Source organism: Micromonospora sp. CP22, from assembly GCF_009712475.1.
In the GTDB taxonomy this organism is placed as follows: domain Bacteria; phylum Actinomycetota; class Actinomycetes; order Mycobacteriales; family Micromonosporaceae; genus Micromonospora.
This window is the reverse complement of the sequence record NZ_VCJO01000001.1, coordinates 482,872-505,991: the sequence shown is the minus strand read 5'-3', so window position 1 is coordinate 505,991 and position 23,120 is coordinate 482,872. Positions and strand designations below refer to the sequence as shown.

Annotated in this window: 18 protein-coding genes and 1 pseudogene; 8 read left to right on the top strand and 11 right to left on the bottom strand. The window is 71.3% G+C overall.

What is annotated here, in order from left to right:
• Positions 1-252: 252 nt before the first annotated feature.
• A complete protein-coding gene (locus FF096_RS02345; RefSeq protein ID WP_309222515.1) occupies positions 253-1,158 on the bottom strand; it encodes an NUDIX domain-containing protein in 906 nt (301 codons plus the stop codon).
• 146 nt (positions 1,159-1,304) lie between these two features.
• On the bottom strand, positions 1,305-2,252 hold the full coding sequence (locus FF096_RS02340; protein ID WP_309222514.1) for an NUDIX hydrolase: 948 nt from the start codon (positions 2,250-2,252) through the stop codon (positions 1,305-1,307).
• Between the two features lie 144 nt (positions 2,253-2,396).
• Between FF096_RS02340 and FF096_RS02335 the strand changes: the two are divergent.
• A pseudogene (locus tag FF096_RS02335) lies at positions 2,397-2,768 on the top strand (PspC domain-containing protein); the annotation flags it as partial.
• 294 nt (positions 2,769-3,062) lie between these two features.
• Here FF096_RS02335 and guaA read toward each other — a convergent pair.
• Positions 3,063-4,619, bottom strand: a complete 1,557-nt coding sequence (guaA, locus tag FF096_RS02330) for a glutamine-hydrolyzing GMP synthase (RefSeq protein WP_155214606.1) — start codon at positions 4,617-4,619, stop codon at positions 3,063-3,065.
• Between the two features lie 145 nt (positions 4,620-4,764).
• Positions 4,765-6,438 carry an FAD-dependent oxidoreductase gene (locus FF096_RS02325; protein WP_155214605.1) on the bottom strand — a complete coding sequence of 558 codons (1,674 nt, stop codon included), beginning with the start codon at positions 6,436-6,438 and terminating at the stop codon, positions 4,765-4,767.
• A gap of 221 nt (positions 6,439-6,659) precedes the next feature.
• On the opposite strand from FF096_RS02325, the gene FF096_RS02320 reads away from it, so the two are divergent.
• Positions 6,660-7,772: an LCP family protein gene (locus FF096_RS02320; RefSeq protein WP_155214604.1), complete on the top strand. Its 1,113-nt coding sequence runs from the start codon at positions 6,660-6,662 to the stop codon at positions 7,770-7,772.
• A 44-nt stretch (positions 7,773-7,816) separates the two neighbouring features.
• Here FF096_RS02320 and FF096_RS02315 read toward each other — a convergent pair whose 3' ends face one another.
• The 3 genes from FF096_RS02315 to guaB form a co-directional block, all read right to left on the bottom strand.
• Complete coding sequence (locus tag FF096_RS02315) at positions 7,817-9,247, bottom strand: M1 family metallopeptidase (protein WP_375335276.1); 1,431 nt, start codon at positions 9,245-9,247, stop codon at positions 7,817-7,819.
• A gap of 116 nt (positions 9,248-9,363) precedes the next feature.
• Positions 9,364-10,482, bottom strand: coding sequence for a GuaB3 family IMP dehydrogenase-related protein (locus tag FF096_RS02310; protein ID WP_155214603.1), 1,119 nt, complete (start codon positions 10,480-10,482; stop codon positions 9,364-9,366).
• Between the two features lie 36 nt (positions 10,483-10,518).
• Complete coding sequence (gene guaB, locus FF096_RS02305; protein ID WP_309222513.1) at positions 10,519-12,081, bottom strand: IMP dehydrogenase; 1,563 nt, start codon at positions 12,079-12,081, stop codon at positions 10,519-10,521.
• Positions 12,082-12,277: 196 nt separating this feature from the next.
• Between guaB and FF096_RS02300 the strand changes: the two genes are divergently transcribed.
• A complete protein-coding gene (locus tag FF096_RS02300; RefSeq protein WP_309222512.1) occupies positions 12,278-12,685 on the top strand; it encodes a DUF5319 domain-containing protein in 408 nt (135 codons plus the stop codon).
• A gap of 7 nt (positions 12,686-12,692) precedes the next feature.
• Here the strand turns inward: FF096_RS02300 and FF096_RS02295 are convergent, their stop codons facing one another.
• Positions 12,693-13,493 carry a response regulator transcription factor gene (locus FF096_RS02295; protein ID WP_309222511.1) on the bottom strand — a complete coding sequence of 267 codons (801 nt, stop codon included), beginning with the start codon at positions 13,491-13,493 and terminating at the stop codon, positions 12,693-12,695.
• Between the two features lie 252 nt (positions 13,494-13,745).
• On the opposite strand from FF096_RS02295, the gene FF096_RS02290 reads away from it, so the two are divergent.
• On the top strand, positions 13,746-14,129 hold the full coding sequence (locus FF096_RS02290) for a WhiB family transcriptional regulator (RefSeq protein ID WP_155214601.1): 384 nt from the start codon (positions 13,746-13,748) through the stop codon (positions 14,127-14,129).
• Positions 14,130-14,210: 81 nt separating this feature from the next.
• On the opposite strand, the gene FF096_RS02285 is transcribed toward FF096_RS02290, so the two are convergent.
• From FF096_RS02285 to groES, 3 genes are all read right to left on the bottom strand, one after another.
• Positions 14,211-15,806 carry a molybdopterin-dependent oxidoreductase gene (locus FF096_RS02285; protein ID WP_309222510.1) on the bottom strand — a complete coding sequence of 532 codons (1,596 nt, stop codon included), beginning with the start codon at positions 15,804-15,806 and terminating at the stop codon, positions 14,211-14,213.
• Between the two features lie 116 nt (positions 15,807-15,922).
• A complete protein-coding gene (groL, locus tag FF096_RS02280; protein WP_155214600.1) occupies positions 15,923-17,572 on the bottom strand; it encodes a chaperonin GroEL in 1,650 nt (549 codons plus the stop codon).
• 70 nt (positions 17,573-17,642) lie between these two features.
• Positions 17,643-17,957: a co-chaperone GroES gene (gene groES, locus FF096_RS02275; protein WP_089155197.1), complete on the bottom strand. Its 315-nt coding sequence runs from the start codon at positions 17,955-17,957 to the stop codon at positions 17,643-17,645.
• A 371-nt stretch (positions 17,958-18,328) separates the two neighbouring features.
• Between groES and FF096_RS02270 the strand changes: the two genes are divergently transcribed.
• From FF096_RS02270 to FF096_RS02255, 4 genes are all read left to right on the top strand, one after another.
• Positions 18,329-19,600, top strand: coding sequence for a methyltransferase domain-containing protein (locus FF096_RS02270; protein WP_309222509.1), 1,272 nt, complete (start codon positions 18,329-18,331; stop codon positions 19,598-19,600).
• Positions 19,601-19,831: 231 nt separating this feature from the next.
• The gene (locus FF096_RS02265; protein WP_155214598.1) at positions 19,832-20,926 is read left to right on the top strand and encodes a sugar ABC transporter substrate-binding protein; all 1,095 of its coding nucleotides are present in this window, start codon (positions 19,832-19,834) and stop codon (positions 20,924-20,926) included.
• 104 nt (positions 20,927-21,030) lie between these two features.
• Positions 21,031-21,849, top strand: a complete 819-nt coding sequence (locus FF096_RS02260; RefSeq protein ID WP_309222508.1) for an ATP-binding cassette domain-containing protein — start codon at positions 21,031-21,033, stop codon at positions 21,847-21,849.
• A complete protein-coding gene (locus tag FF096_RS02255; protein WP_155214597.1) occupies positions 21,846-23,105 on the top strand; it encodes a sugar ABC transporter permease in 1,260 nt (419 codons plus the stop codon). Before FF096_RS02260 ends, FF096_RS02255 begins: the two co-directional genes overlap by 4 nt.
• Positions 23,106-23,120 lie beyond the last annotated feature (15 nt).

Genomic DNA, 23,120 nt, shown 5'->3' with positions numbered 1-23,120 from the left:
AGCGGGCGTCCGGCTGTCTCGTGCCGGACCTTCCTGGCCCGGCAGCCATTTTGCGGAGTACACCATCGCACAGGGGGGTGGGGAATGGCGATAGCTGCCGGCGGTACTTATAACTCCCTTAACCGTGCGAACCGCCGTCCAATTCCCATCCGGGACACCACCGCCCGTTTCTGCACCGGCCCTGCCTCGACTGTACCGGAGGGCACCCACACCGGCGCGGCGGCGAGATCACCCAGGAGCGGTGACCGTGGGTCACGTCGACGGCGTGAGGGCCAGCTCGACGATCTCGGTCAACGGAAGTTCTCGCAGCTCAGAACGGGTGAACCAGGCAGCACGAGCGGTGGAACCGCCGGCCAGTTCGGTCACTGCCGGTTCGGTCGGTACGTCGACCCGCACCCGGTAGACGATCCGGACGCCGTGCCAGTCGATGGGGTACCCCTCCGGGCCCACCGCCGCCGGATTGTGCAGATTGTCCACCCCGATCAGCTCGGTCACCCGACCCAGTTGGCCGGACTCCTCGACCAGTTCCCGTAGCAGCGCGGTGACCGGCTGTTCACCGTGATCGGTGCCGCCACCGGGCAGGTGCCATCGGCCCGCCCCGGGGTACCCGTCGGCGATCAACGTCAGCAGCACCCGGCCGTCCGGATCGGTGACCACCCCGTACGCCCCGAACCGCTGCCGACGGTCGGCACCAGGGGTGGGGAACGGCTCCCGGCGACGCAGCGCCCCGGCCGGTAGCGCGACCACCGGCAGGCCGACGGCCTCGGCGGTGAACGCCAGCAGTGGCACTCGCGCCGCCTCGTCCAGGGTCAGCCAGCGGGCCCGGTCGATGCCGCCGTCATGCTCGGCGCGCAGCCTCCCACCCACCGCCGTCACGTCGAACAGCACTCGATCCGTGTGCAGCGCGACCCCGAGGTCCGGGTACGGCACCACGTCCGCGACGACCGCCCGCAGCCCGGTCACCTCGACCGTCAGCCCGGTCGTCTCGGTGACCTGACGGACCACCGCGTGCGCGGGATGTTCGGCATGGTCCAGTTCGCCCCCGGGCAACGACCAGACGCCGGGGAAGTCCGCCAGCGCGGATCCGCGCACCAGCAGCACCCGTCGCTCGGCGTCCCGCAGCACCCCGTACGCCCCGACCTGCCGCACCTGCTCCACCCGTCCCCACCCGCCCTACCCGGCTCGCGTCCGCCCCGCCCGCTCGGCTCGCGTCGATCAGGAAGCTATCGCCGTTCGCGTGGCGTGTCCCGACATTAACTTCATGATCAGCCGGTGCGGGCGGGTGAGTGAGGGTGGACGGCCGGTCAGGTGAGGTTGGCGGCCTGGACGGCCTCGGCGGTCACCTCGGTAAGGCGGTCGGAGGGCAGGGCGCCGAGTTCCTCGCGGGCGAACCAGCGGGCCTCGCAGGTGGAACCGCCGACGTCGCCGACGGTGGGCGGGGCGGGCTTGTCCACCACCACCCGGTAGAAGGCGCGTACCCCGTGCCAGTCGATCGGGTAGCCCTCCGGTCCGAGCGAGGCGGCGTCCCGGTGACTGGCGACCCCGAGCAGCCCGACGAGCCGCCCGGTCTGCCCGGTCTCCTCGACCAGCTCCCGGATCAGCGCCGCGCCCGGCTGCTCGCCGTAGTCGGTGCCGCCCCCGGGCAGGTGCCAGCAGCCCGCCCCCGGGTAGCCGTCGGAAACCCGGGTCAACAGCACCCGCCCCTCCGGGTCGGTCACCACGGCGTACGCGGCGAAGCGCTGCGCCCGGTGCAGCCCGTCCGGGCCGGGCACCGCGTAGAACGAGGGAAACTCCGGCGGTTCGTCGGGCACGATGTCGGCCGACGAAGCGGGCAACCCGAGAGCGCGGGCGGTGAACGAACGCAGCGGCAACTGCGCCGCCTCGTCCCGGGTGAACCAGCGGGCCAGGTCGGTCGGCCGGTCGACCCGGTCGGTGAGCGAGCCACCCCGGACCGACACCCGGTAGACCAGCCGGTCGGTGTGGATGGTGATGCCCCGCTCGGGCAGTGCCCGCATGTCGGCCAGCACGTCGTGCAGGCTGGCGACGGCCACCGACAGGCCGGTCTCGGCGGCGGTCTCGCGGACGACGGTGTGCTGCGGGTCTTCGCCGTGGTCGACTGCCCCGCCGGGCAGGGACCATGTGCCGGGGGTGCCGGAGCGCTCCGATGCGCGGACCAGCAACACTCGGTCTACGGAATCAGTACAGACGGCGTATGCCGCGATCCTGCGCAGCGGCTCCAGCATGGTGGTCACGGAGCCAAATTCTCCCCGCCACCCGTTACCGGCGCGGAAAAGAGTCGGATTCCTGACTGATCACTCGTCCCTGAGAGGCAGTTCAGGGTAGGGATCCGGGCGGTCACCGAAGTCGATACGCTCCGCGACGGGCACCGTGGAGTCATGACCTCCACACCTCACGCTCCGTATCGACAACTGCGCCGTCCGACCACCGACCGGATGATCGCCGGGGTGGCCAGCGGCGTCGGCCGCTACTTCGCCGTCGACCCCACCCTGGTCCGAGTCGCATTCGCCGTCGTCACACTGCTCACCGGTGGGCTCGCCGCGCTCGCGTACCCGATCATGTGGTTCCTGATGCCCGAGGAGCCGGCTGGCGCACCCGCCTGGCCGCACCCGGCACCCGGCGCACCACACGGACCCACCACCCCGCCGCACGGACCCGTCGGGACGCCGCCGCAGCCGGCCGCCGCGCCGCACCCCGCCTGGCCGTTCCCCGGGCCGGTGCCGCACGCCGGGCCGCAGCCCGCTCCGGCACCTACCACCTGGCCGCCGACGGCCCCGCCGCCCACTCAACCGCAGCGGGCGCCCGAACCGGCCTCGCCTGCCCAACCGGCGTCACCGGCCCAGGACCTCGACGCGCCACCGGCCAGCCCGGCGGCACCCCAGGACACCGTGCCGACGGCGCAGCAGGACCTCGCCACGCCGACGGCCCAGCCCGACGTCGCGGCGACGGCACCCGACGCCACGCCGGAGGCCGAGACGACGCCGCGCCCGGCGCCTCAGCCGCCCGCGTGAGACACCGTCAACCGGCGTCGGCGAGGTGCCGCGTCACTCCCATTCGATGGTGCCCGGCGGCTTGCTGGTGACGTCCAGCACCACCCGATTGACCTCGGCCACCTCGTTGGTGATCCGGGTGGAGATCCGGGCGATCACGTCGTAGGGCAGGCGGGACCAGTCGGCGGTCATCGCGTCCTCGCTGGAGACCGGGCGCAGCACCACGGGATGCCCGTAGCTGCGCCCGTCACCCTGCACGCCGACGCTGCGCACGTCGGCCAGGAGCACCACCGGGAACTGCCAGACGTCCCGGTCGAGACCGGCGGCGCTGAGTTCCTGACGGGCGATGAAGTCGGCTCGACGGAGCACATCGAGGCGCTCCCGATCGACCGCTCCGATGATCCGGATGGCCAGGCCGGGGCCCGGGAACGGGTGCCGCCAGACCATCGCCTCGGGCAGCCCGAGCTGGAGGCCGAGCGTACGGACCTCGTCCTTGAACAGCGTGCGCAGCGGCTCGACCAGGGCGAACTTCAAGTCCTCCGGCAACCCGCCGACGTTGTGGTGGCTCTTGATGTTCGCGGTTCCGGTGCCGCCGCCGGACTCGACCACATCCGGGTAGAGGGTGCCCTGCACCAGGAACTCGACGTCGCCGTGCGAGGCGATCTCCCGGGCGGCGGCCTCGAAGACCCGGATGAACTCCCGACCGATGATCTTGCGCTTCTGCTCGGGGTCGGTCACCCCGGCCAGCGCGCCGAGGAACCGGTCCGCGGCGTCGACCACCTTCAGCTTGATGCCGGTGGCCGCGACGTAGTCCTTCTCCACCTGCTCGGCCTCACCCGCGCGCAGCAGGCCGTGGTCCACGAAGACACAGGTGAGCTGGTCACCGACGGCCCGGTGGACCAGGGCTGCGGCGACCGCCGAGTCCACCCCGCCGCTGAGGCCGCAGATGACCTCCTTGTCGCCGACCTGCGCACGGATGCGGGCCACCTGCTCGTCGATGATGTTCTCGGGCGTCCAGGTGGGCTCGATCCCGGCGATCTCGTAGAGAAAGCGGGTCAGCATCTCCTGCCCGTGCGCGGTGTGCCCCACCTCGGGGTGGAACTGCACGCCGGCCCGCCGCCCGGCCACGTCCTCGAAGGCGGCGACCGGCGCGCCGGCCGACTCGGCGGTCACCGTGAAACCCTCGGGAGCCTCGGTCACGCAGTCCCCGTGGCTCATCCAGACCGGCAGGTCGGCTGGCAGGTCACGGAGCAGCACACCCGGGTCGGTCAGGCGGGGGCGCAGCGGCGTCCCGCCGTACTCGCGGCTGCCGGTGCGCGCCACCGTGCCACCGAGGGAGCGGGCCATCGCCTGGAATCCGTAGCAGATGCCGAAGACCGGCACGCCGGTGGTGAACAGCCCGTCGTCGACCTGCGGAGCGCCCGGCTCGTAGACGCTGGCCGGACCGCCGGAGAGGATGATCGCGGCGGGGTCACGGGCCAGCATCTCGGCCACGGGCATGGTGTGCGGGACGATCTCGGAGTAGACCTTGGCCTCGCGTACCCGGCGCGCGATCAGCTGGGCGTACTGGGCTCCGAAGTCGACCACGAGGACTGGACGCGGCAGGCTCATAGCCGGCAATCCTACCGAGCGTGACCGCGCCTCCCCCGCCTACCGCCCCTTCCCCGGCGTCAGGCACGCCGAGTCACCCGGCCCTCGATCGTGACGGCTGTTCCACGGGTGCCACCGAGAGCTGCGCGCGGGGCGAGGACGCCGATCAGGGGTGGGAGACGGCGGGGTTGCGGGGCGGCACGGGGGCCAACCGGCGGTACGGGGCACCGAGCTCGGGGCGGGGGTCGGGGTCGCCCTTGTTGGGCCAGAGCGACATGGCGCGTTCGGCCTGGGCGGTGATGGTCAGGGACGGGTTGACGCCGAGATTGGCCGAGACCGCGGCACCGTCGACCACGTGCAACCCCGGATGTCCGTAGACCCGGTGGTACGGGTCGATCACCCCGTCAGCGGGGCTGGCACCAATCACCGCCCCGCCGAGGATGTGCGCGGTCACCGGGATGTCGAACGGTTCGGTCAGCGCGCCGCCCGGCGTACCGTCGATCTCCTCGGCGAGCAGCCGGACCGCCTCGTTGCCCGCTGGGATCCAGGCCGGGTTGGGGGTGCCGTGACCCGGCCCGGAGACGAGCCGGCGGCCGAGCGGACCGCGCCGCAGCCGGATGGTCAGCGAGTTGTCCGCCGACTGCATGACCAGGGCGATCACCGTACGCTCCGACCAGCGGCGCACCGAGAGCATCCGGGCGGCCGACCAGGGATGCCGGAGCAACTGCCCGAGCCAACGACGCGACCGGTGCGGCCCACCGTCGACCAGCAGCGACTGGAGCAGCCCCATCGCGTTCGAGCCCCGGCCGTAGCGGACCGGCTCGATGTGGGTCTGCGGATCGGGGTGGAACGAGCTGGTGATGGCGACCCCTTCGGTGAAGTCCACGCCACGCGCACGGGCCTTCCGCTGCGCCACCGAGGCACCGAGGATCGCCTCCGAGTTCGTCCGGGTCAGCTCACCGAGCCGGGGCGATAGGCCGGGCAGGTCGCCCCGTTCCCGCATCTCGTGCAGCAGCCGCTGGGTGCCCAGCGCACCGGCGGCGAACACCACCTGACCTGCGTGGATCACCTGCGGTCGGCGCCGCAGCCAGGCACCGGTGCGTTCGGTGTGCACCTGGTACCCGCCGTCGACCGGCCGGACCGCGGTCACCGTGGTCAGCGGATGCACCTGGACGCCGAGCCGCTCGGCCAACCAGAGATAGTTCTTGACCAGGGTGTTCTTCGCTCCGACCCGGCAGCCGGTCATGCAGCCGCCGCAGTGGGTGCAGCCGGTGCGCTCCGGGCCCGCCCCACCGAAGTACGGGTCGGCGACCCGCTCCCCCGGCCGCCCGAGGTGCACGGCGACCGGGGTGGGGCGGAAGGTGTGCCCCACGCCCATCCGCTCGGCGACCCGCCGCATCGCCCGGTCGGCCCCGGTGTCGATCGGATACGTGGTCACCCCGAGCATCCGTTTCGCCTGGTCGTAGTGGGGGGCCAGTTCGGCTCGCCAGTCGGTGAGGTGCCGCCACTGCGGATCGTCGTAGAAGGCGTCCAGGGGTTCGTAGAGGGTGTTGGCGTACACCAGCGAGCCACCTCCGACACCGGCACCGGACAGCACCAGCACCCCGCCGCCGGCCCGCCGGTCGGCGGCGGGGAGCAGGGTGATGCGCTGGAGGCCGAAGCAGCCCAGTTTCGGCGCCCACAGGAAGCGGCGCATCCGCCACGACGTCTTCGGGAACTCGTCGTCGGCGAACCGCCGGCCCGCCTCCAGTACGCCCACCGAGTAGCCCTTCTCGGCCAGCCGCAACGCGGTGACGCTGCCGCCGAAACCCGACCCGATGACCACCACGTCGTACCGCATGCACGCATCATTACTCGCGAGTAGCCCTCGCGCCAGGGCCCGAATTCGCGCGATCATGCTGCGCACCGCGTCAGTTTCGCCCGACCGGGGACGCAACCCCGAGCCCGGCTCGGCGCGTTGGACCGGTATTGACCCAGGGCGGGTGTCGACGTCCCCGGCGAGCCGAGCGGAACCGCTCGTCGGCCGGGCACTTCCGACCGACGCCCGAGGGAAAGCGGGGGATGATGTTCGGAGGAGACCGGAGACGGTTGACGCTGGTGCTGGCCGGTCTGGCCACGATCGCGGTGATCGCGGTGATCGGTGTGGTGGTGACCCGTACGGTCGGCGACGAGCCGCCGACGCCGACCGCCGCCACCGCGAGTCCCAGCGCGTCGCCCAGCGCCAGTGCCAGCCCGAGCCCCAGCCCGCCGCCCGGGGCCGACATCACCGGCCCGCTCAACCTGCTGCTGGTCGGGGTGGACACCCGGGTCAGCGTGCCCGGTTGGGAGCCGCACGCCGACGCCGTACTCGTGCTGCACGTGCCGGCCGGGTTGTCCAAGGCGTACCTCTTCTCCCTCCCCCGCGACCTGGTGGTGGAGATCCCGGCGTACAAGCCGGCCGGCTACCGGGGCGGACGCACCAAGCTCACCCATGCGATGAGCTACGGCAGCCGGGTGCCGGGCCGTCCCAAGCAGCCCGACCCCGCCCAGGGGTACGAGCTGCTGCGCCGCACGGTCAGCGACTACACCGGCCTGCGCATCGACGCGGGCGCGGTGCTCACCTTCGGCGGCTTCGACGAGTTGGTCGACAGTCTCGGCGGCGTGGACATCCACGTCGACCAGCGGGTGGTGTCTCGGCACCGGCAACCCGACGGCAAGCACCGGAAGCCGGGTCCGGGCGTCGGCGGCTACGTCGGCCCGCAGATGGTCTACGAGCCCGGCAAGCAGCACCTCAACGGCTGGCAGGCGCTCGACTACGCCCGCCAGCGTTACCTGCCCGGCGGTGACTACACCCGGCAACGTCACCACCAGCAACTGATCCGGGCACTGATCGGCAAGATCATGGACCAGGACCTGGCCCGGCAACCCGAGCGGGTCGAACAGGTGGTCGCCGCGCTCGGCGACGCACTGCTCTACGTCGGTGGACGGCGAATCGTGGACTTCGCGTACGCCCTCGGTACGTTGTCGCCGCAGGCGATCACGCTGGTCGGGCTGCCCGGTGCCTCGGTCGGCCGGGGTAACGCCTACCGGGGCGAGGAACTGACCTCGGTGGGTCGCCGATTCCTCACCGAACTGCGGGCCGGCAAGGCCGACGCCTACCTGGCGGAGCATCCGAAGCTCACCGTGCCGAGTTGACCGCTGCCCCCGGTGGGCTCCGGACCCGTCGGCGGTGCCGCCGGTCAGGGCAGGCCGGGCGCGGTGGTGCCGCTCAGCCAGGTGTCGAAGAAGGAGCCCAGCTCACGCCCGGACGTCCGTTCGGCCAGGGCGACGAAGTCGGCGGTGGTGGCGGTGCCGTCGCGCCGCTCGCTGGTCCACGCCCGCAGGATCTCGAAGAAGGTGTCGTCACCGACGGTACGCCGCAGGGCGTGCACGGTCAGCGCCCCGCGCTTGTAGACGGCGGAGCTGAACAGCTGGTCGGGGCCGGGATCCAGGGTGCGCCGGGACCAGTTCGTCGACGCGTACTGGATCTCGAAGTTGCGCTGGACGCTGCGCCCGCCGTCGTGCTCCTCCCACAGCCACTCGGCGTAGCTGGCGAAACCCTCGTTGAGCCACATGTCGCTCCAGCGGGCCAGCGCCACACTGTTGCCGAACCACTGGTGGGCCAGCTCGTGGGCGACCACGTGGTAGTTCGGTTCGCCACTACGGAAGAAACCCGGCCCGTAGACCGGTCGGGACTGGGTCTCCAGCGCGTACCCGATCCGGCTGTCGGAGACCACCACGCCGCCGTACGACTCGAAGGGGTACGGCCCGAACTGGCTGGTCAAGAAGTCGGCGATCTCGCCGGTGCGGGCGAGAGAGGCCGCCGCCGGCCCGCTCGCCGGAAGACCGTCGGGTACGGCGGTGACCATCGGCTTACCGGCGTGCTCGCCGGTCTCGACCCGATAGTCGCCGATCACCAACGTGGTCAGGTAGCTCGCCATCGGTGAACGCTCGGTCCACCGCCAGGTGGTCCAGCCGTCGGCGCTGGTCCGCTCCCCCGGTACCCCGTTGCTGAGCGCGGCCAGCCCGTCCGGCACGGTCACCTCAAGGTCGTACGTGGCCTTGTCGGACGGATGGTCGTTGACCGGGAACCAGGTGGCCGCCGAGTGCGGCTGGCCCAGGGCGATCGCGCCGTCGTCGGTGTGCTGGAACCCACCGCTGCCCAACACGCCGTCGGCATCCGGCTGGGGCACGCCGCCGTAGGCGACCTCCACCATGAATCGGCTTCCGGAGTCGATCCCCCGGGACGGGGTGACCACCAGTTCGCTGTCCTCCCGGCGGTGCTCGGCCGGGGCACCGTTCACGGTCACCGAGCTGACCGTCAACCCGGACAGGTCCAGGTTGAATCGCGACAGGCCGTGGGTCGCGGTCGCGGTGATCTCGGCCCGGCCGGTGAGCTGGTCGTCCGCCGGGTCGTACCGCACCCCGAGTCGGTAGTGGGCGACGTCGTACCCGCCGTTGCCGCTGCCCGGCACGTACGGGTCGCCGAGGTCGGCGCTACCGGCCCGGAATCCACCCCGATCCGCCGGCTTGCGGTCGCCGACGTCGTAGACCAGCACGATCGACGCGAGCACGGCAACGACCACTGCCGCCGCACCGGCCACCCACCACCCGCCAGACCTGCTGTTCACCAGCCCGAGCCTACTGCCGCAGCTCCGTCGATCATGGAGCTGCGGCACGTGTCGGATCGGGCATCACCGGTGTCGACCGGGTGCCGCTCCTGGGTGAACGACGCGGCGCTGCTGTCTCAGCGGTCCAGGACCAGACCGACCTTCTGGAACTCCTTCAGGTCGCGGTAGCCGCACTTGGCCATCGCGCGGCGCAGACCGCCGAAGAGGTTCAGCTGGCCGTCCGGCTCGTCGGCAGGGCCGAAGAGCAGACGCTCCATCGAGCCGAGCGGCTCACCGGCGGTCTCGAAGGCGCCCCGGGGCAGCGACGGGTGGCTGGCCGCCGAATGCCACCAGGCTCCGCTGGCCGGTGCCTCCTCGCACAGCGACAACGGCTCGCCGAGCATCACCGCGTCCGCGCCGCAGCCGAGCGCCTTGGCGATGTCGCCGGAGGTGCGGATGTCACCGTCGGCGATGAGGTGCACGTACCGCCCGCCGGTCTCGTCGAGGTAGTCCCGCCGGGCGGCGGCGGCGTCGGCGATCGCGGTGGCCATCGGCACCCGGATGCCGAGCACCGACTCGGTGGTGGACCACTCGTCCCCGCCGATGCCGATGATCACGCCGGCCGCACCGGTACGCATCAGGTGCAGGGCGGTCTTGTAGTCGGTGCAGCCGCCGACGATGACCGGGAGGTCGAGATCGGCGATGAACTCCTTGAGGTTGAGCGGCTCGTCGGTGGTCGAGACGTGCTCGGCGGAGACGATGGTGCCCTGGATGACCAGGATGTCGACGCCCGCGTCGAGGATGACCGGGGCCAACGCCAGCGTGTGCTGCGGGGAGACGCGCACCGCCACCGTGCCGCCACCGTCACGCAGCTCACGAACCCGCTCGGTGATCAGATCGGGCCGGATCGGCTCGGCGTACACCTCCTGGAGCCGCTTGGTGGCGCGGGCGTCCTCGTCGAGGGCGCCGAGTTCCTTCAGCACCTTGCTCGGGTTCTCGTAGCGGGTCCACAGCCCTTCGACGTTGAGCACGCCGAGCCCGCCGAGCTGACCGAGCCGCACGGCCGAGGCCGGGCTCATCGTCGCGTCGGAGGGGTGCCCGACACAGGGGATGCCGAACTGGTACGCGTCGAGCTGCCACCCGGTGGAGACGTCGTCGACGTCCCTGGTCCGACGGGACGGCACGATGGCGATGTCGTCCAGGTGGTAGCCGCGCTGCGCGGTCTTACCCAGCCCGATCTCGACCACGTCACGCATGGGCACTCCAGATGTGTTCGGGGGTGGTGGGAGGGGTCAGCGGGTGTGGTAGTTCGGCGCTTCGACGGTCATCTGGATGTCGTGCGGGTGGCTCTCCTTGAGCCCGGCCGCGGTGATCCGGATGAGCTGACCCCGCTGGTGCAGCTCGGGGATGTTCTCCGCGCCCGCGTACCCCATCGCCAGCCGCAGGCCACCGACCAGTTGGTGGGCGACCCGGGCCAGCGGCCCACGGTACGGCACCTGACCCTCGACGCCCTCCGGGACCAGCTTCTCGTCGCTGGTCACGTCCTGCTGGAAGTAGCGGTCCTTGGAGTACGACTTGGCCTGGCCACGGGACTGCATGGCACCGAGCGAGCCCATGCCGCGGTACGTCTTGAACTGCTTGCCGTTGACGAAGATCAACTCGCCGGGGCTCTCCTCGCAGCCGGCCAGCAGGCTGCCGAGCATCACCGTGTCCGCGCCGGCGACCAGCGCCTTGGCGATGTCGCCGGAGTACTGGATGCCGCCGTCACCGATGACCGGCACCCCGGCCGGTCGGGCCGCCCGAGCAGCCTCCATGATCGCCGTGATCTGCGGCACGCCGACACCGGCCACGATCCGGGTGGTGCAGATCGCCCCCGGCCCGACACCGACCTTCACGCCGTCGGCTCCGGCGTCGACCAGCGCCTTGGCTCCGGCGTAGGTCGCCACGTTGCCGCCGACGATGTCCACGGCGACGTCCTTCTTGAGCCGGCTGACCATCTCCAGCACCGCACGCTGGTGCCCGTGGGCGGTGTCCACGATGATGACGTCGACGCCCGCGTCGACCAGGGCACGGGCCCGCTTGTACGCGTCGTCGCCGACACCGATGGCCGCCGCCACCCGCAGCCGCCCCGCCTCGTCCTTGGTGGAACTCGGGTACTGCTCGCTCTTGGTGAAGTCCTTGACCGTGATCAGGCCACGCAGCTTGCCGGAGCCGTCGACGATCGGCAGCTTCTCGACCTTGTGCTGGCGCAGCAGGCCGAGCGCATCGTCCTTGCTCACCCCGACCGGGGCCGTCACCAGCGGCGCCTTGGTCATGATCTCGCGGACCGGCAGGTCCGGGTCGGAGACGAAGCGCATGTCCCGGTTGGTGACGATGCCCACCAACTGCCCCTGGCCGTCCACCACCGGCACCCCGGAGATGCGGTAGCGCCCGCAGAGCTGGTCGACCTCCCGCAGGGTGTCGTCCGGGCTCGCCGTCACCGGATTGGTGATCATGCCGGACTCGGAACGCTTGACCAGGTCGACCTGGAGTGCCTGGTCCTCCACCGAGAGATTGCGGTGCAGCACGCCGATGCCGCCCTGCCGGGCCATCGCGATCGCCATCCGGGCCTCGGTGACCGTGTCCATCGCGCTGGACAGCAGCGGAATGGAGAGCGAGACGTTGCGGGTCAGCCGGGTGATGGTGTTCACCCGGCTCGGCACCACGTCGGACTCCCCCGGCTGGAGCAGCACGTCGTCGAAGGTCAGCCCCAGCGGCACCACCCTCGCCGAACCGGCGGGCAGCTCGGGCAGATGACCGCCCAGCTCGCCGCCCTCGATGCCGGCAGAAAGGTCGGTACGGGGCGAATTCTCCACGATTGCTCTCCTGAGCTGCTCGAACCGGGCTTCAGTGAGGTGGCACGGGGGGCACCGACGATCGCCGGGCGAAGGGTGCGTCAGCCTCATCGTACCCACTGAAGGTTTCTCCACCCGAACCGCGCGGCACCCCCGGTGACGGCTCGCGCAACCGGGGGACAGGCGTCGACCGGGGGCAGGGGACTACGGTGAGGGGGTGCACGACGATCCCATCGACCCGTTCACCGGCGACCCGACCGACCCGGCGGCCGACCTGGACGCCTCCGGCGGCGACGCGCCGCTGGACCCACTGACCGACGTCGAGCGCCAGGACGTGCTGGAGGATCTCGCCGACCTGGAGATCTACCAGGCGCTGCTCGCACCGATCGGCGTACGCGGGCTCGTCATCGAGTGTGAGGACTGTCGGGAGCCGCACTACTTCGACTGGGACCTGCTCCGGGGCAACCTGCGGCACCTGCTCAGTTCCGGGCGGCCCCGGGTGCACGAGCCGGCCTACGACCCCGACCCCGACCACTACGTCACCTGGGACTACGCGCGCGGCTACGCCGACGGCGTGCACGACACCCTCAGCGAGGGCACCGAGGAGGAGAGCGCCGAAGGCTGAGCCCGGCTCAGGCGACCAGCCCGGCCCGGAAGCCGGCGGCCACCGCGTGCGCCCGGTCCCGGGCACCGAGCTTGCGGAACAGCCGCCGAGCGTGGGTCTTCACGGTGTCCTCGGAGACGAAGAGTTCCCGGCCGATCTCGGCGTTGCTCTTGCCCTCGGCCATGCCGAGCAGCACCTGCAACTCCCGCTCGGTGAGGCCGATGGTGGACCGGTCGGGCCGCGCCGGTGTCGTCGGCGCGTCCGGCTCGACCTCGGCACCCGGCTCGGCCGGGTCGTCGCCGCGCTGCGCGGGCACCACCGCCGGCCCACCGGCCGCGTCGGTCGCCGACCAGGCGGTCGGCGGCTCGCCCCCGGTGCGTCCCCCGGGCGTGGGCCGGGTCGGGCTGCCCACCGCCGCCGCGTCCCGCGCGGGGTCGGCGATCCGGTGCCGGTTGGCCCGGCCCGGCGCGGCCAGCAGTAACAGCGCCTTGGCGACGGCACTGGTCAAGTCCTGGTCGACCCCTTGGATCAGCCCGCGGGCACCGGCGCCGATGGTCGCTGCCGCCGCCTCGGACTCCTCGGCACCGAGCAGCAGGACGGCGGCCTGCGGAGCACGGGCCAGCACCCGGCGGACGAACCCGGCGCTGTCGGGGCGGGTGAGCGCCGTGTCGGCGAGCACCACGTCGGCCGGGCGTTCGGCCAGCCGCAGCATCACCTCGGGATCAGAGACCGCCGTCCGGACGGCACCCGACAACCCCAACCGCGCTGCCGCGGAGGTCAGGTGCTGCGCCGCGAGCGGCGTTCGGACGCACACGAGAACGGTACGCACAGGCATCTCCTCTCCGGTGACGAGCAGACCATGACCGGCCTCGGTCGGGGGGAAGTTCCGGGCAATCCTCCCAACTTTTCCGACATCCAGGGCATATGGCGCAAGCTGCCACGTGTTTTGGATCTAAAGAGGTGTGAGGCGTGAGGCGCCCGGGTAGGGAGTTGCCGGGCCGGAACGGTGCGCCTGCGCGGCCCGCCGCCGGACAACCGGCAACGAGCGTCTCGCGGTGCCGCGCGAGAGGAGGGGGTGCTGATGTCGAACGTACGTAGACTGCCCGGGCCCATCATCGATCTTTGGGACTGGCAACGGCTCGGTGCCTGCCGGGGCCGTGACAGCGCCCAGTTCTTCCACCCTGACGGCGAGCGGGGCTCGTCCCGGCTGCGCCGGGAATCCGCCGCCAAGGCCGTCTGCCGTACCTGCCCGGTCCGCGCCGAGTGCGCCGCGCATGCCCTGGCCGTACGCGAGCCGTACGGCGTGTGGGGCGGCCTCAGCGAGTCCGAGCGGCTGCGGTTGCTCGCGCTCGGCTGGGAGGACCTCGCCGACCGCCGACAGACCCGGGTCGACATCAACAGGCTGGAGGCCAGGCTGGGTAACTCCCACCTGTCCACGGTGCCCAGTCAGCGCAACGTCGCCTGACCGACCGCACCGAGCGACGCCGCGCCCAGGATCCTGGGCGCGGCGTCGCTCGTTCGCCCATCGCCGCCTGGTGGCGGCGGTTCAGGTGACGGTGATCGTGACGGTGTGCCAGCCGGTGGCACCGTCCGGCGCGACACCGCGCGACTGGCCGGTCTGCGTCTCGCCGGTGCTGTCCGTCGCCCGGACCTGGAGGGTGTGCCTGCCCGGGGTGGCCTGCCATTGCCACGACCACTGCACCCAGGTGTCGACCGAGATCGTCGGGGCGAGTCGGGCCTCCTGCCAGGGTCCGTCGTCGACGCGTACCTCGACGCGATCGATGCCCCGGTGCTGCGCCCAGGCGACCCCGGCGACGGTCACCGGCCCGGCGGCCGGTCGGTTCCGCGGCCGGGGCGTGTCGATCCGCGACTGCGTCTTCACCGGCCCCTGCGCCGACCAGCCGCGAGGCACCCAGTACGCGTCGAAGTCGGCGAAACTGGTCAACTCCAGTTCGGTGATCCACTTGCACGCCGACACGTAGCCGTACAGGCCCGGCACCACCATCCGGGCCGGGAAACCGTGCCGCACGGGCAGCGGCTCACCGTTCATGCCGACGGCGAGCAGCGCGTCCCGCCCGTCGCGCAACACGGCGGTCGGGGTGCCACAGGTCCAACCGTCGACGGAACGCCCCACCACCTGGTCGGCTCCGTCCAACGGCTCCACCTCGTCGAGCAGTTCCCGCAGCGGCACGCCGAGCCAGCGCGCGTTGCCGATCAGGTCGCCGCCCACCTCGTTGGAGACACAGGCCAGCGTCACGTACCGCTCCACCAGGGGTCGGGCGAGCAGATCGGCGTAGCTCAGCGTGACCGGATGACGGACCCGGCCGTGGATGCGCAGCCGCCAGGTCTCCGGATCGACCTGCGGCAGCACCAAGGCGGTGTCGATTCGGTAGAAGCCCCGGTTCGACGTGACGTAGCTGGCCAACCCGGGCAGATCCAGGTCGGCGCCAGCCGGCACCGGCGGCGCGGCGGACACCGGGGCCGGCAACGTGATCGCCTCGCGGGCCGCCGACACCCCCTGACGACCGGCCAGCCACCGCCCGGCCACTCCCCCGACGGTGGCCACGCCGATCACGGTGCCGACACCGGTGAGGAAGCGTCGACGCGCGTCCGGGTCGACCCGCTGCCCGCGGCCGACCGGAGCCGGGGTGCCGTCGGCGGACACGGGCGGCTCGGCCACCGTCGGCGGGGCCCAGGGCCACGGGTCCAGTTCCAGCGGACCGGCGACGAACGCCCACAGCACGAGCCCACCGGCCGCCGCGCCGACCAGTGACGGCAGCACGTCTGCGACGTCCGCGCTGGCCCGGGTGAGGGCGGCTGCCGCGCCGACTCCGCCGAAGACGGCGATGCCCACCAGGCTCGCCATGAGTCGGCGGGCTGCCAGCAAGCCCAGCAGGGCGGCGAACCCACCGAGCAGCAGCGCCGTGCCGACCAGCAGGGCGATCTTGTCGTACGTGCCGAAGACCTCGATGCCGAACCGCTTGACCGGCTCGGGGGCGATGTCCACGACGAGGCCGCCGACCGCGACCAACGGCGACGACCGGGGGCCGGTCAGGGCGGCGACCAGCTCGGCGGTGCCGATGGCCGCCGCAGCGGCGGCGACGCCGCCCAGCGCGGCGAACCGGGGTGTCGTGCTGCTCACCCGTCCAGTCTTTCCCACCGACCACGGCTGGGGTAGTAGCCGTGGTCTGCGTCTACGGACGCGTGGGGCGCACCGTCACGTCGACGGTGCGCCCCACGTCCGGCGTACGGCAGGGCTCAGAAGCCGGGGCCGTGCTGGTGGCTGTGACCGTGACCGTGCGAGTGGCCGTGGCCGCCCGCGGCGGGCTCCGGCTCGGCCGGCTTCTCCACCACCAGGCTCTCGGTGGTGAGCAGCAGACCGGCGATCGACGCGGCGTTGGTGACCGCGTTGCGGGTCACCTTGACCGGGTCGATGATGCCGGCCTTGGCCAGGTCGACGTAGTCGCCCACGGCGGCGTCGAGGCCGTGGCCCCACTCCTTCTCGCGGACCGTCTGCACCACCACGTAGCCGTCGTGGCCGGCGTTCTGGGCGATCCAGCGCAGCGGCTCGACCAGCGCCTTGCGCACGATCGACACGCCGACCTTCTCGTCACCGGTGAAGCCCAGGTCGTCGTCGAGCACCGGCAGGATCTGCGCCAGGGCGGCACCGCCGCCGGGCACCGTACCCTCCTCGACCGCAGCCTTGGTCGCCGCGATGGCGTCCTCGATGCGGTGCTTGCGCTCCTTCATCTCGACCTCGGTGGCCGCGCCGGCCTTGACCACCGCGATACCACCGGAGAGCTTGGCGAGCCGCTCGGCGAGCTTCTCCCGGTCCCACTCGGAGTCCGAGGCCTCGATCTCCTTGCGGATCTGGGCGACCCGGTCGGCCACCTCGCTGGCCTGGCCACCACCGTCGACGATGGTGGTGTTCTCCTTGTCGACCACGACGCGCCGGGCGCTGCCCAGCACCTCCAGGCCCACCTGGTCGAGCTTGTAGCCCAGCTCGGGGGCGACCAGCTCGGCCCCGGTCAGGATCGCCATGTCCTGGAGCATCGCCTTGCGGCGGTCACCGAAGCCGGGGGCCTTGACCGCGCAGACCTTGAGGGTCTTGCGGATGGCGTTGACCACCAGGGTGGACAGCGCCTGGCCCTCGACGTCCTCGGCGATGATGAGCAGCGGCTTGTTGTTCTGGAGGACCTTCTCCAGCAGCGGCAGCAGCTCCTCGATCGCGGAGATCTTCTGCGTGGTGATGAGGATGTACGCATCCTCCAGCACCGACTCCTGCGCCTCCGCGTCGGTGACGAAGTTCGGCGAGATGAAGCCCTTGTCGAACTGGAGACCCTCGGTGACGTCCAGCTCGGTCTGCAGCGCCGAGCCCTCCTCGACGGTGATCACACCGTCGCGGCCGACCTTCTCCATCGCCTCGGCGATCAGCTCGCCGATGGTGGCGTCCTGCGCGGAGATCGTCGCTACGTGGGCGACGGACTTCTTGTCGGAGACCTCGACGGCCTTGCCGAGCAGCGCCTCGGAGACCTTGGTGGCGGCGGCGTCGATGCCCCGCTTGAGTCCGGCCGGGTTGGCACCGGCCGCGACGTTGCGCAGGCCCTCGCGGACCATCGCCTGGGCGAGCACGGTCGCGGTGGTGGTCCCGTCACCGGCGACGTCGTTGGTCTTGGTCGCCACCTCCTTGACCAGCTGCGCACCGAGGTTCTCGTACGGGTTGGTGAGCTCGATCTCCTTGGCGATGGTCACGCCATCGTTGGTGATCGTCGGCGCACCGAATTTCTTGTCGAGGACGACGTTGCGCCCGCGCGGCCCGAGGGTGACCTTGACCGCGTCCGCGAGCGCGTTGACACCGTGCTCCAGCAGGTGCCGGGCGTCGTCCGAGAAGCTCAGGATCTTCGCCATGAATGTCCCTTCGAAGCGACGTTGCCCCGGCCCGGCGAGCCGGACCGGGGCAACGACACTGATCGGTTGCTTACTTCTCGATGACCGCGAGGACGTCGCGGGCGGAGAGCACCAGGTACTCCTCGCCGGCGTACTTGACCTCGGTGCCGCCGTACTTCGAGTAGAGAACGGTGTCGCCGACGGAGACGTCGATCGGCACGCGGTTGCCCTTGTCGTCGATCCGGCCCGGGCCGACAGCGAGGACGGTGCCCTCCTGCGGCTTCTCCTTGGCGGTGTCGGGGATCACGATGCCCGAGGCGGTGGTGGTCTCGGCCTCGTTCGCCTGGACCACGATGCGGTCCTCGAGCGGCTTGATCGCAACCTTGGTCGCGGTAGTCACGGGCATACCCTCCTGGGGTACTTGGTTTCGTTGCCGATCGGCATGCCGACCGGCGTCAATCTGCCACATGCCACCGGGCGGGGCCGTCGTCGCGGGTGCCGGTCCGCCTGGCGTTCAACCCCCGGACACCAGGGCCCGGAGGTTGGCACCCTCAGGGTGAGAGTGCTAATCGCAGGTTATTCCTCGGCTAGCACTCCGTCAAGGAGAGTGCCAATCCGATGCCCCCTCGTGTCGCCGCTCGGGGCCCCACCGCATTCGATCGTCTGCACTCCGGTGACTCGGACGTCGGCGTGTCGGCTCACCCAGGTGCAGACGATCACGTCGCACACCGACGGGGCGGCTGCGTGGGTGGTCGGGTGGGGCGGAAGGATGGGTGGGTGGATCTGGAGCAGTTCGCCGCCTTGCGTACGCCGGAGGGGTCGGCCGCGCTCCACGCGGCGGCCCGGCTTGCCGGCGGCGATCCACTGACCGCGGCGGCGGCGCTGCGCTCGGCCGGGGTGCCCGCCGGGCTCGCGGCGACGGCGCTGACCCAGGCGGAGCTGCGCCGCCGAGCGGTGGGCAAGTTCGGGGAAGCGGCGACCGGCATGTTCTTCACCCGCCCGGGCCTGGAGCAGGCCACCCGGCAGGTCGTCGCGCGGCGACGCGCCGAGCGGCTGCGGGCCGCCGGGGTGAGCACTCTGGCCGATCTCGGCTGCGGGCTGGGGGCCGACGCGCTCGCCGCCGCCCGCGCCGGCATCCGGGTGTACGCGGTGGAGGCCGACCCGCTCACCGCCGCGCTGGCCGAGGAGAACGCCCGGGCCACCGGGCTGGCCGACCTGGTCACCGTCGAGTGCGGCGATGCGACCGCGTTCGACGTGACCCGGGTGGAGGCGGTCTTCTGCGACCCGGCCCGCCGCCGAACCGGCACCGGCCGCCGGATCTTCGACCCCAACTCGTACTCGCCGCCGTGGCACTTCGTGACCGGGCTGGCCGAGCGGGTGCCGCGCACGGTGGTGAAGGTCGCACCGGGGCTCGACCACGCGTTGATCCCGGCGGGCGCCGAGGCCGAGTGGGTCAGCGTCGACGGCGACCTGGTCGAGGCGGCCCTCTGGTGCGGCGAGCTCGCCGAAGTACCCCGCCGCGCGACCGTCCTGAAGGAAGGGCCCCTTCTTAACGCCTCCGGTATAGCAGGGGGCCCTTCCTATCACCTGGCCGGTGGCGGGACGCACCGCACCGACGGCAGCGCCCGAGCCGCGTACCAGCTCACCGGCGAGGGGGCGACCGAAGCGCCGGTGGGGCCGGTGCGGCGCTTCGTGTACGACCCGGATCCGGCGGTGGTCCGCGCGCATCTGGTGGCCGAGTTGGCTGCTGACCTGGGTGCCACCCTGGCCGATCCGACCATCGCCTACCTCTACGCCGACGCGGCGACGCCGACGCCGTACGCCCGCTGCCTGGAGGTGACCGACGTGCTGCCGTTCTCCCTCAAGCGGCTGCGGGCGTTGCTGCGGGAGCGGCGGGTCGGCCGGGTGGAGATCCTCAAGCGCGGCTCCGCGGTGGAGCCCGAGCGGCTCCGGCGGGACCTGCGGTTGGCCGGTGACCAGCCGGCCAGCCTGGTGCTCACCCGGGTGGACGCCGCGCCGACGGTCCTGGTCTGCCGTCCCGCCCACTGAACCAGCCGCCGGGCCGATCGCCGAATCACCCGGAACGAGCGCCGAGAGCGGAACGGACGCCCCGTCACACGAACGGCAGTCCCGGCGTATCAACCGCGTTGCTGAATTGTTACCGCCGACAACAAACTCATCTCCAGCACACCCTTGTGCTGGCGTGTGACGCGGAATACGTTGCCGGGCACAACAAAACAAGCACCGAAACCCATCCCCACCCTCGAAAGGACCCTGCACATGCGCAAGGGCTTCCTCGCCGTCGGCACCGTGGGCCTGCTGGCCCTCGGCAGCCTGACGGCCTGCGGCGACGAGTCCGGCGGCGACCGGGCCGGCTCCGACAAGACCCCGAAGATCGGCGTGATCCTGCCGGACAGCAAGTCCTCCGTCCGCTGGGAGACGGCCGACCGCAAGTTCCTTCAGGCCGCCTTCGAGGCCGCCGGGGTCAAGTACGACATCCAGAACGCGCAGGGCGACAAGACCCAGTTCCAGACCATCGCCGACCAGATGATCACGAGTGGCGTCACCGCGCTGATGATCGTCAACCTGGACTCCGGCACCGGCAAGGCGGTCCTCGACAAGGCCAAGTCGCAGGGCGTCGCCACCATCGACTACGACCGCCTCACCCTCGGCGGTTCGGCGGAGTACTACGTCAGCTTCGACAACGAGGCCGTCGGCAAGCTCCAGGGCGAGGGCCTGGTCAAGTGCCTGACCGACCAGAAGGTCGAGAAGCCGGTCGTGGCGTACCTGAACGGCTCGCCGACCGACAACAACGCCACCCTGTTCAAGAACGGCTACGACTCGGTCCTCAAGCCCAAGTTCGACGCCAACGAGTACGTCAAGGGCCCGGACCAGGACGTTCCCGACTGGGACAACGCCCAGGCCGCGACGATCTTCGAGCAGATGCTGACCCAGACCGGCGGCAAGATCGACGCCGTGCTCTCCGCCAACGACGGTCTCGGCAACGCCGCCATCTCGGTGCTGAAGAAGAACAAGCTCAACGGCAAGGTGCCGGTGACCGGCCAGGACGCCGACCCGCAGGCGTTGCAGAACATCCTCGCCGGTGACCAGTGCATGACCGTCTACAAGGCGGTCAAGCAGGAGGCCGACGCCGCCGCCGAGCTGGCCATCGCGCTGGCCAAGGGCGAGCGCAAGGAGACCGGCCAGACCGTCACGGACCCGGAGGGCAGCCGAGAGGTGCCGTCCGTCCTGCTCACCCCGCAGGCGATCTACAAGGAGAACGTCAAGGACGTCATCGCCGACGGTTACGTGACCAAGGAGCAGGTCTGCACCGGCGAGTTCGCGAAGCTCTGCGCCGACGCCGGCATCAGCTGACCGCCCCCCGCCTAGGCGACGCCGCCCGGCACGGTGACCCCGTGCCGGGCGGCGTGCGCCGCTGGACGGGCCCCGATCTCCCTCCGCGACATAAGGAGAACCCCGTGTCCGCGACCCCTCTGCTGGAGCTACGCGGGATCGACAAGAGTTTCGGTCCCGTCCAGGTTCTGCGCGACGTCGCCTTCGCCGCCTACCCGGGCGAGGTCACCGCACTCGTCGGCGACAACGGCGCCGGCAAGTCCACCCTGGTCAAGTGCATCAGCGGCATCTACCCGACCGACGCCGGAGAGTTCCTCTTCGACGGCCAGCCGGTCAGCATCAACAGCCCGCGCGACGCCGCCTCGCTCGGCATCGAGGTCGTCTACCAGGACCTCGCACTCTGTGACAATCTCGACATCGTGCAGAACATGTTCCTCGGCCGCGAGAAGCGCAACGGCATCGTCCTCGACGAGCCGACCATGGAACAGATGGCGGCCGAGACCCTCGCTGGGCTCTCCGTACGCACCGTCAAGTCGCTACGCCAGCACGTCTCCAGCCTCTCCGGCGGCCAGCGCCAGACCGTGGCGATCGCCAAGGCGGTGCTCTGGAACAGCAAGCTGGTGATCCTGGACGAGCCGACCGCCGCGCTCGGCGTGGCGCAGACCGCCCAGGTGCTCGAACTGGTCCGGCGGCTGGCCGACAACGGTCTGGCCGTCGTCCTGATCTCGCACAACATGAACGACGTCTTCGCGGTCTCCGACCGGATCGCCGCGCTCTACCTCGGACAGATGGTCGCCCAGGTGAAGACCACCGACATCACTCACGCCCAGGTGGTCGAACTGATCACCGCCGGTCGCTCCGGCGAACTCGGGCTCGCCAGCGAACCGGCAACCAGCGGCAACGGCGCGGCGTCGGCCGACAGCACCACGGGAGGCCTCGCATGAGCACCACCGTCGTCAAGCAGGAGGGGCCGGCCGCCGTCACGCCGGCACCCACCGTCGCCAGCCACGCCCGCGACTACTGGCGACGGGTACGCGGTGGTGACATCGGTGCCCTGCCCGCCGTACTCGGTCTACTCGTCCTCTGCACCGTCTTCTCGATCATGCGGCCGTCGTTCCTCACCGCCGGGAACTTCGCCAACCTGTTCACCCAGGGCGCGGCGGTCACGTTGATCGCGATGGGCCTGGTCTTCGTCCTGCTGCTCGGCGAGATCGACCTGTCGGCCGGCTTCGCCAGCGGCGTCTGCGCGGCGGTCCTGGCCAACGTGGTCACCGTGCTCGGACATCCCTGGTACGTCGCGGTGATCGCCGCCGTGCTCACCGGCATGGTGATCGGTACGACGCTCGGCTTCCTGGTCGCCAAGGTCGGCATTCCCTCCTTCGTGGTCACCCTGGCCGGTTTCCTCGCCTTCCAGGGCGTGGTGCTGCTGCTGATGGAGGAAGGCCGCAACATCTCGGTACGCGATTCGGTGCTGGTGGCGATCGCCAACCGCAACATGCCGCCGTTGCTCGGCTGGGCGCTGGCCGCCGTGGCCGTCGCCGGTTACGCCGCCGCTCAGCTGCTCCGCCACCGCAGCCGCTCCGCGCGGGGCCTGGTCACCGACCCGATCGCGGTGATCCTCGCCCGGATCGGCGGGCTGGCGGTCATCCTCGGTCTCGCGGTCTACGTGCTCAACCTGGAGCGCAGCCGCAACGTCCTGATCAGCTCGCTCAAGGGCGTGCCGATCGTGGTGCCGCTCATCGCCGTGCTGCTGGTCGTCTGGACCTTCGTGCTGCAGCGCACCAGCTACGGCCGACACATCTACGCCGTCGGAGGTAACAAGGAGGCCGCCCGCCGGGCCGGCATCAACGTGGACCGGATCCGCATCTCGGTCTTCGTCATCTGCTCGACGATGGCCGCGATCGGTGGCATCGTCGCCGCCAGCCGGGCCAACTCGGTCGACCCGAACACCGGCGGCAGCAACGTGCTGCTCTACGCCGTCGGCGCGGCCGTGATCGGTGGCACCAGTCTCTTCGGTGGCAAGGGTCGGGTCCTGGACGCGGTGCTCGGCGGCGCGGTGGTCGCGGTGATCGACAACGGCATGGGTCTGATGGGCTACAGCTCGGGCGTCAAGTACGTGGTCACCGGCGTGGTGCTGCTCCTGGCGGCCAGCGTCGACGCGTTGTCGCGCCGCCGAGCCGCCGCCACCGGCAGTCGCTGATCCGCTCCACCGAAA

Excerpts from the sequence above, each read along its gene's own strand:
- FF096_RS02255 (WP_155214597.1), top strand. The coding sequence starts at position 21,846 with ATGAGCACCACCGTCGTCAAGCAGGAGGGGCCGGCCGCCGTCACGCCG.
- FF096_RS02310 (WP_155214603.1), bottom strand. The coding sequence starts at position 10,482 with ATGCGTGACGTGGTCGAGATCGGGCTGGGTAAGACCGCGCAGCGCGGC.
- guaA (WP_155214606.1), bottom strand. The coding sequence starts at position 4,619 with ATGAGCCTGCCGCGTCCAGTCCTCGTGGTCGACTTCGGAGCCCAGTAC.
- groL (WP_155214600.1), bottom strand. The coding sequence starts at position 17,572 with ATGGCGAAGATCCTGAGCTTCTCGGACGACGCCCGGCACCTGCTGGAG.
- FF096_RS02290 (WP_155214601.1), top strand. The coding sequence starts at position 13,746 with ATGTCGAACGTACGTAGACTGCCCGGGCCCATCATCGATCTTTGGGAC.
- FF096_RS02325 (WP_155214605.1), bottom strand. The coding sequence starts at position 6,438 with ATGCGGTACGACGTGGTGGTCATCGGGTCGGGTTTCGGCGGCAGCGTC.
- FF096_RS02265 (WP_155214598.1), top strand. The coding sequence starts at position 19,832 with ATGCGCAAGGGCTTCCTCGCCGTCGGCACCGTGGGCCTGCTGGCCCTC.
- FF096_RS02320 (WP_155214604.1), top strand. The coding sequence starts at position 6,660 with ATGATGTTCGGAGGAGACCGGAGACGGTTGACGCTGGTGCTGGCCGGT.
- groES (WP_089155197.1), bottom strand. The coding sequence starts at position 17,957 with ATGCCCGTGACTACCGCGACCAAGGTTGCGATCAAGCCGCTCGAGGAC.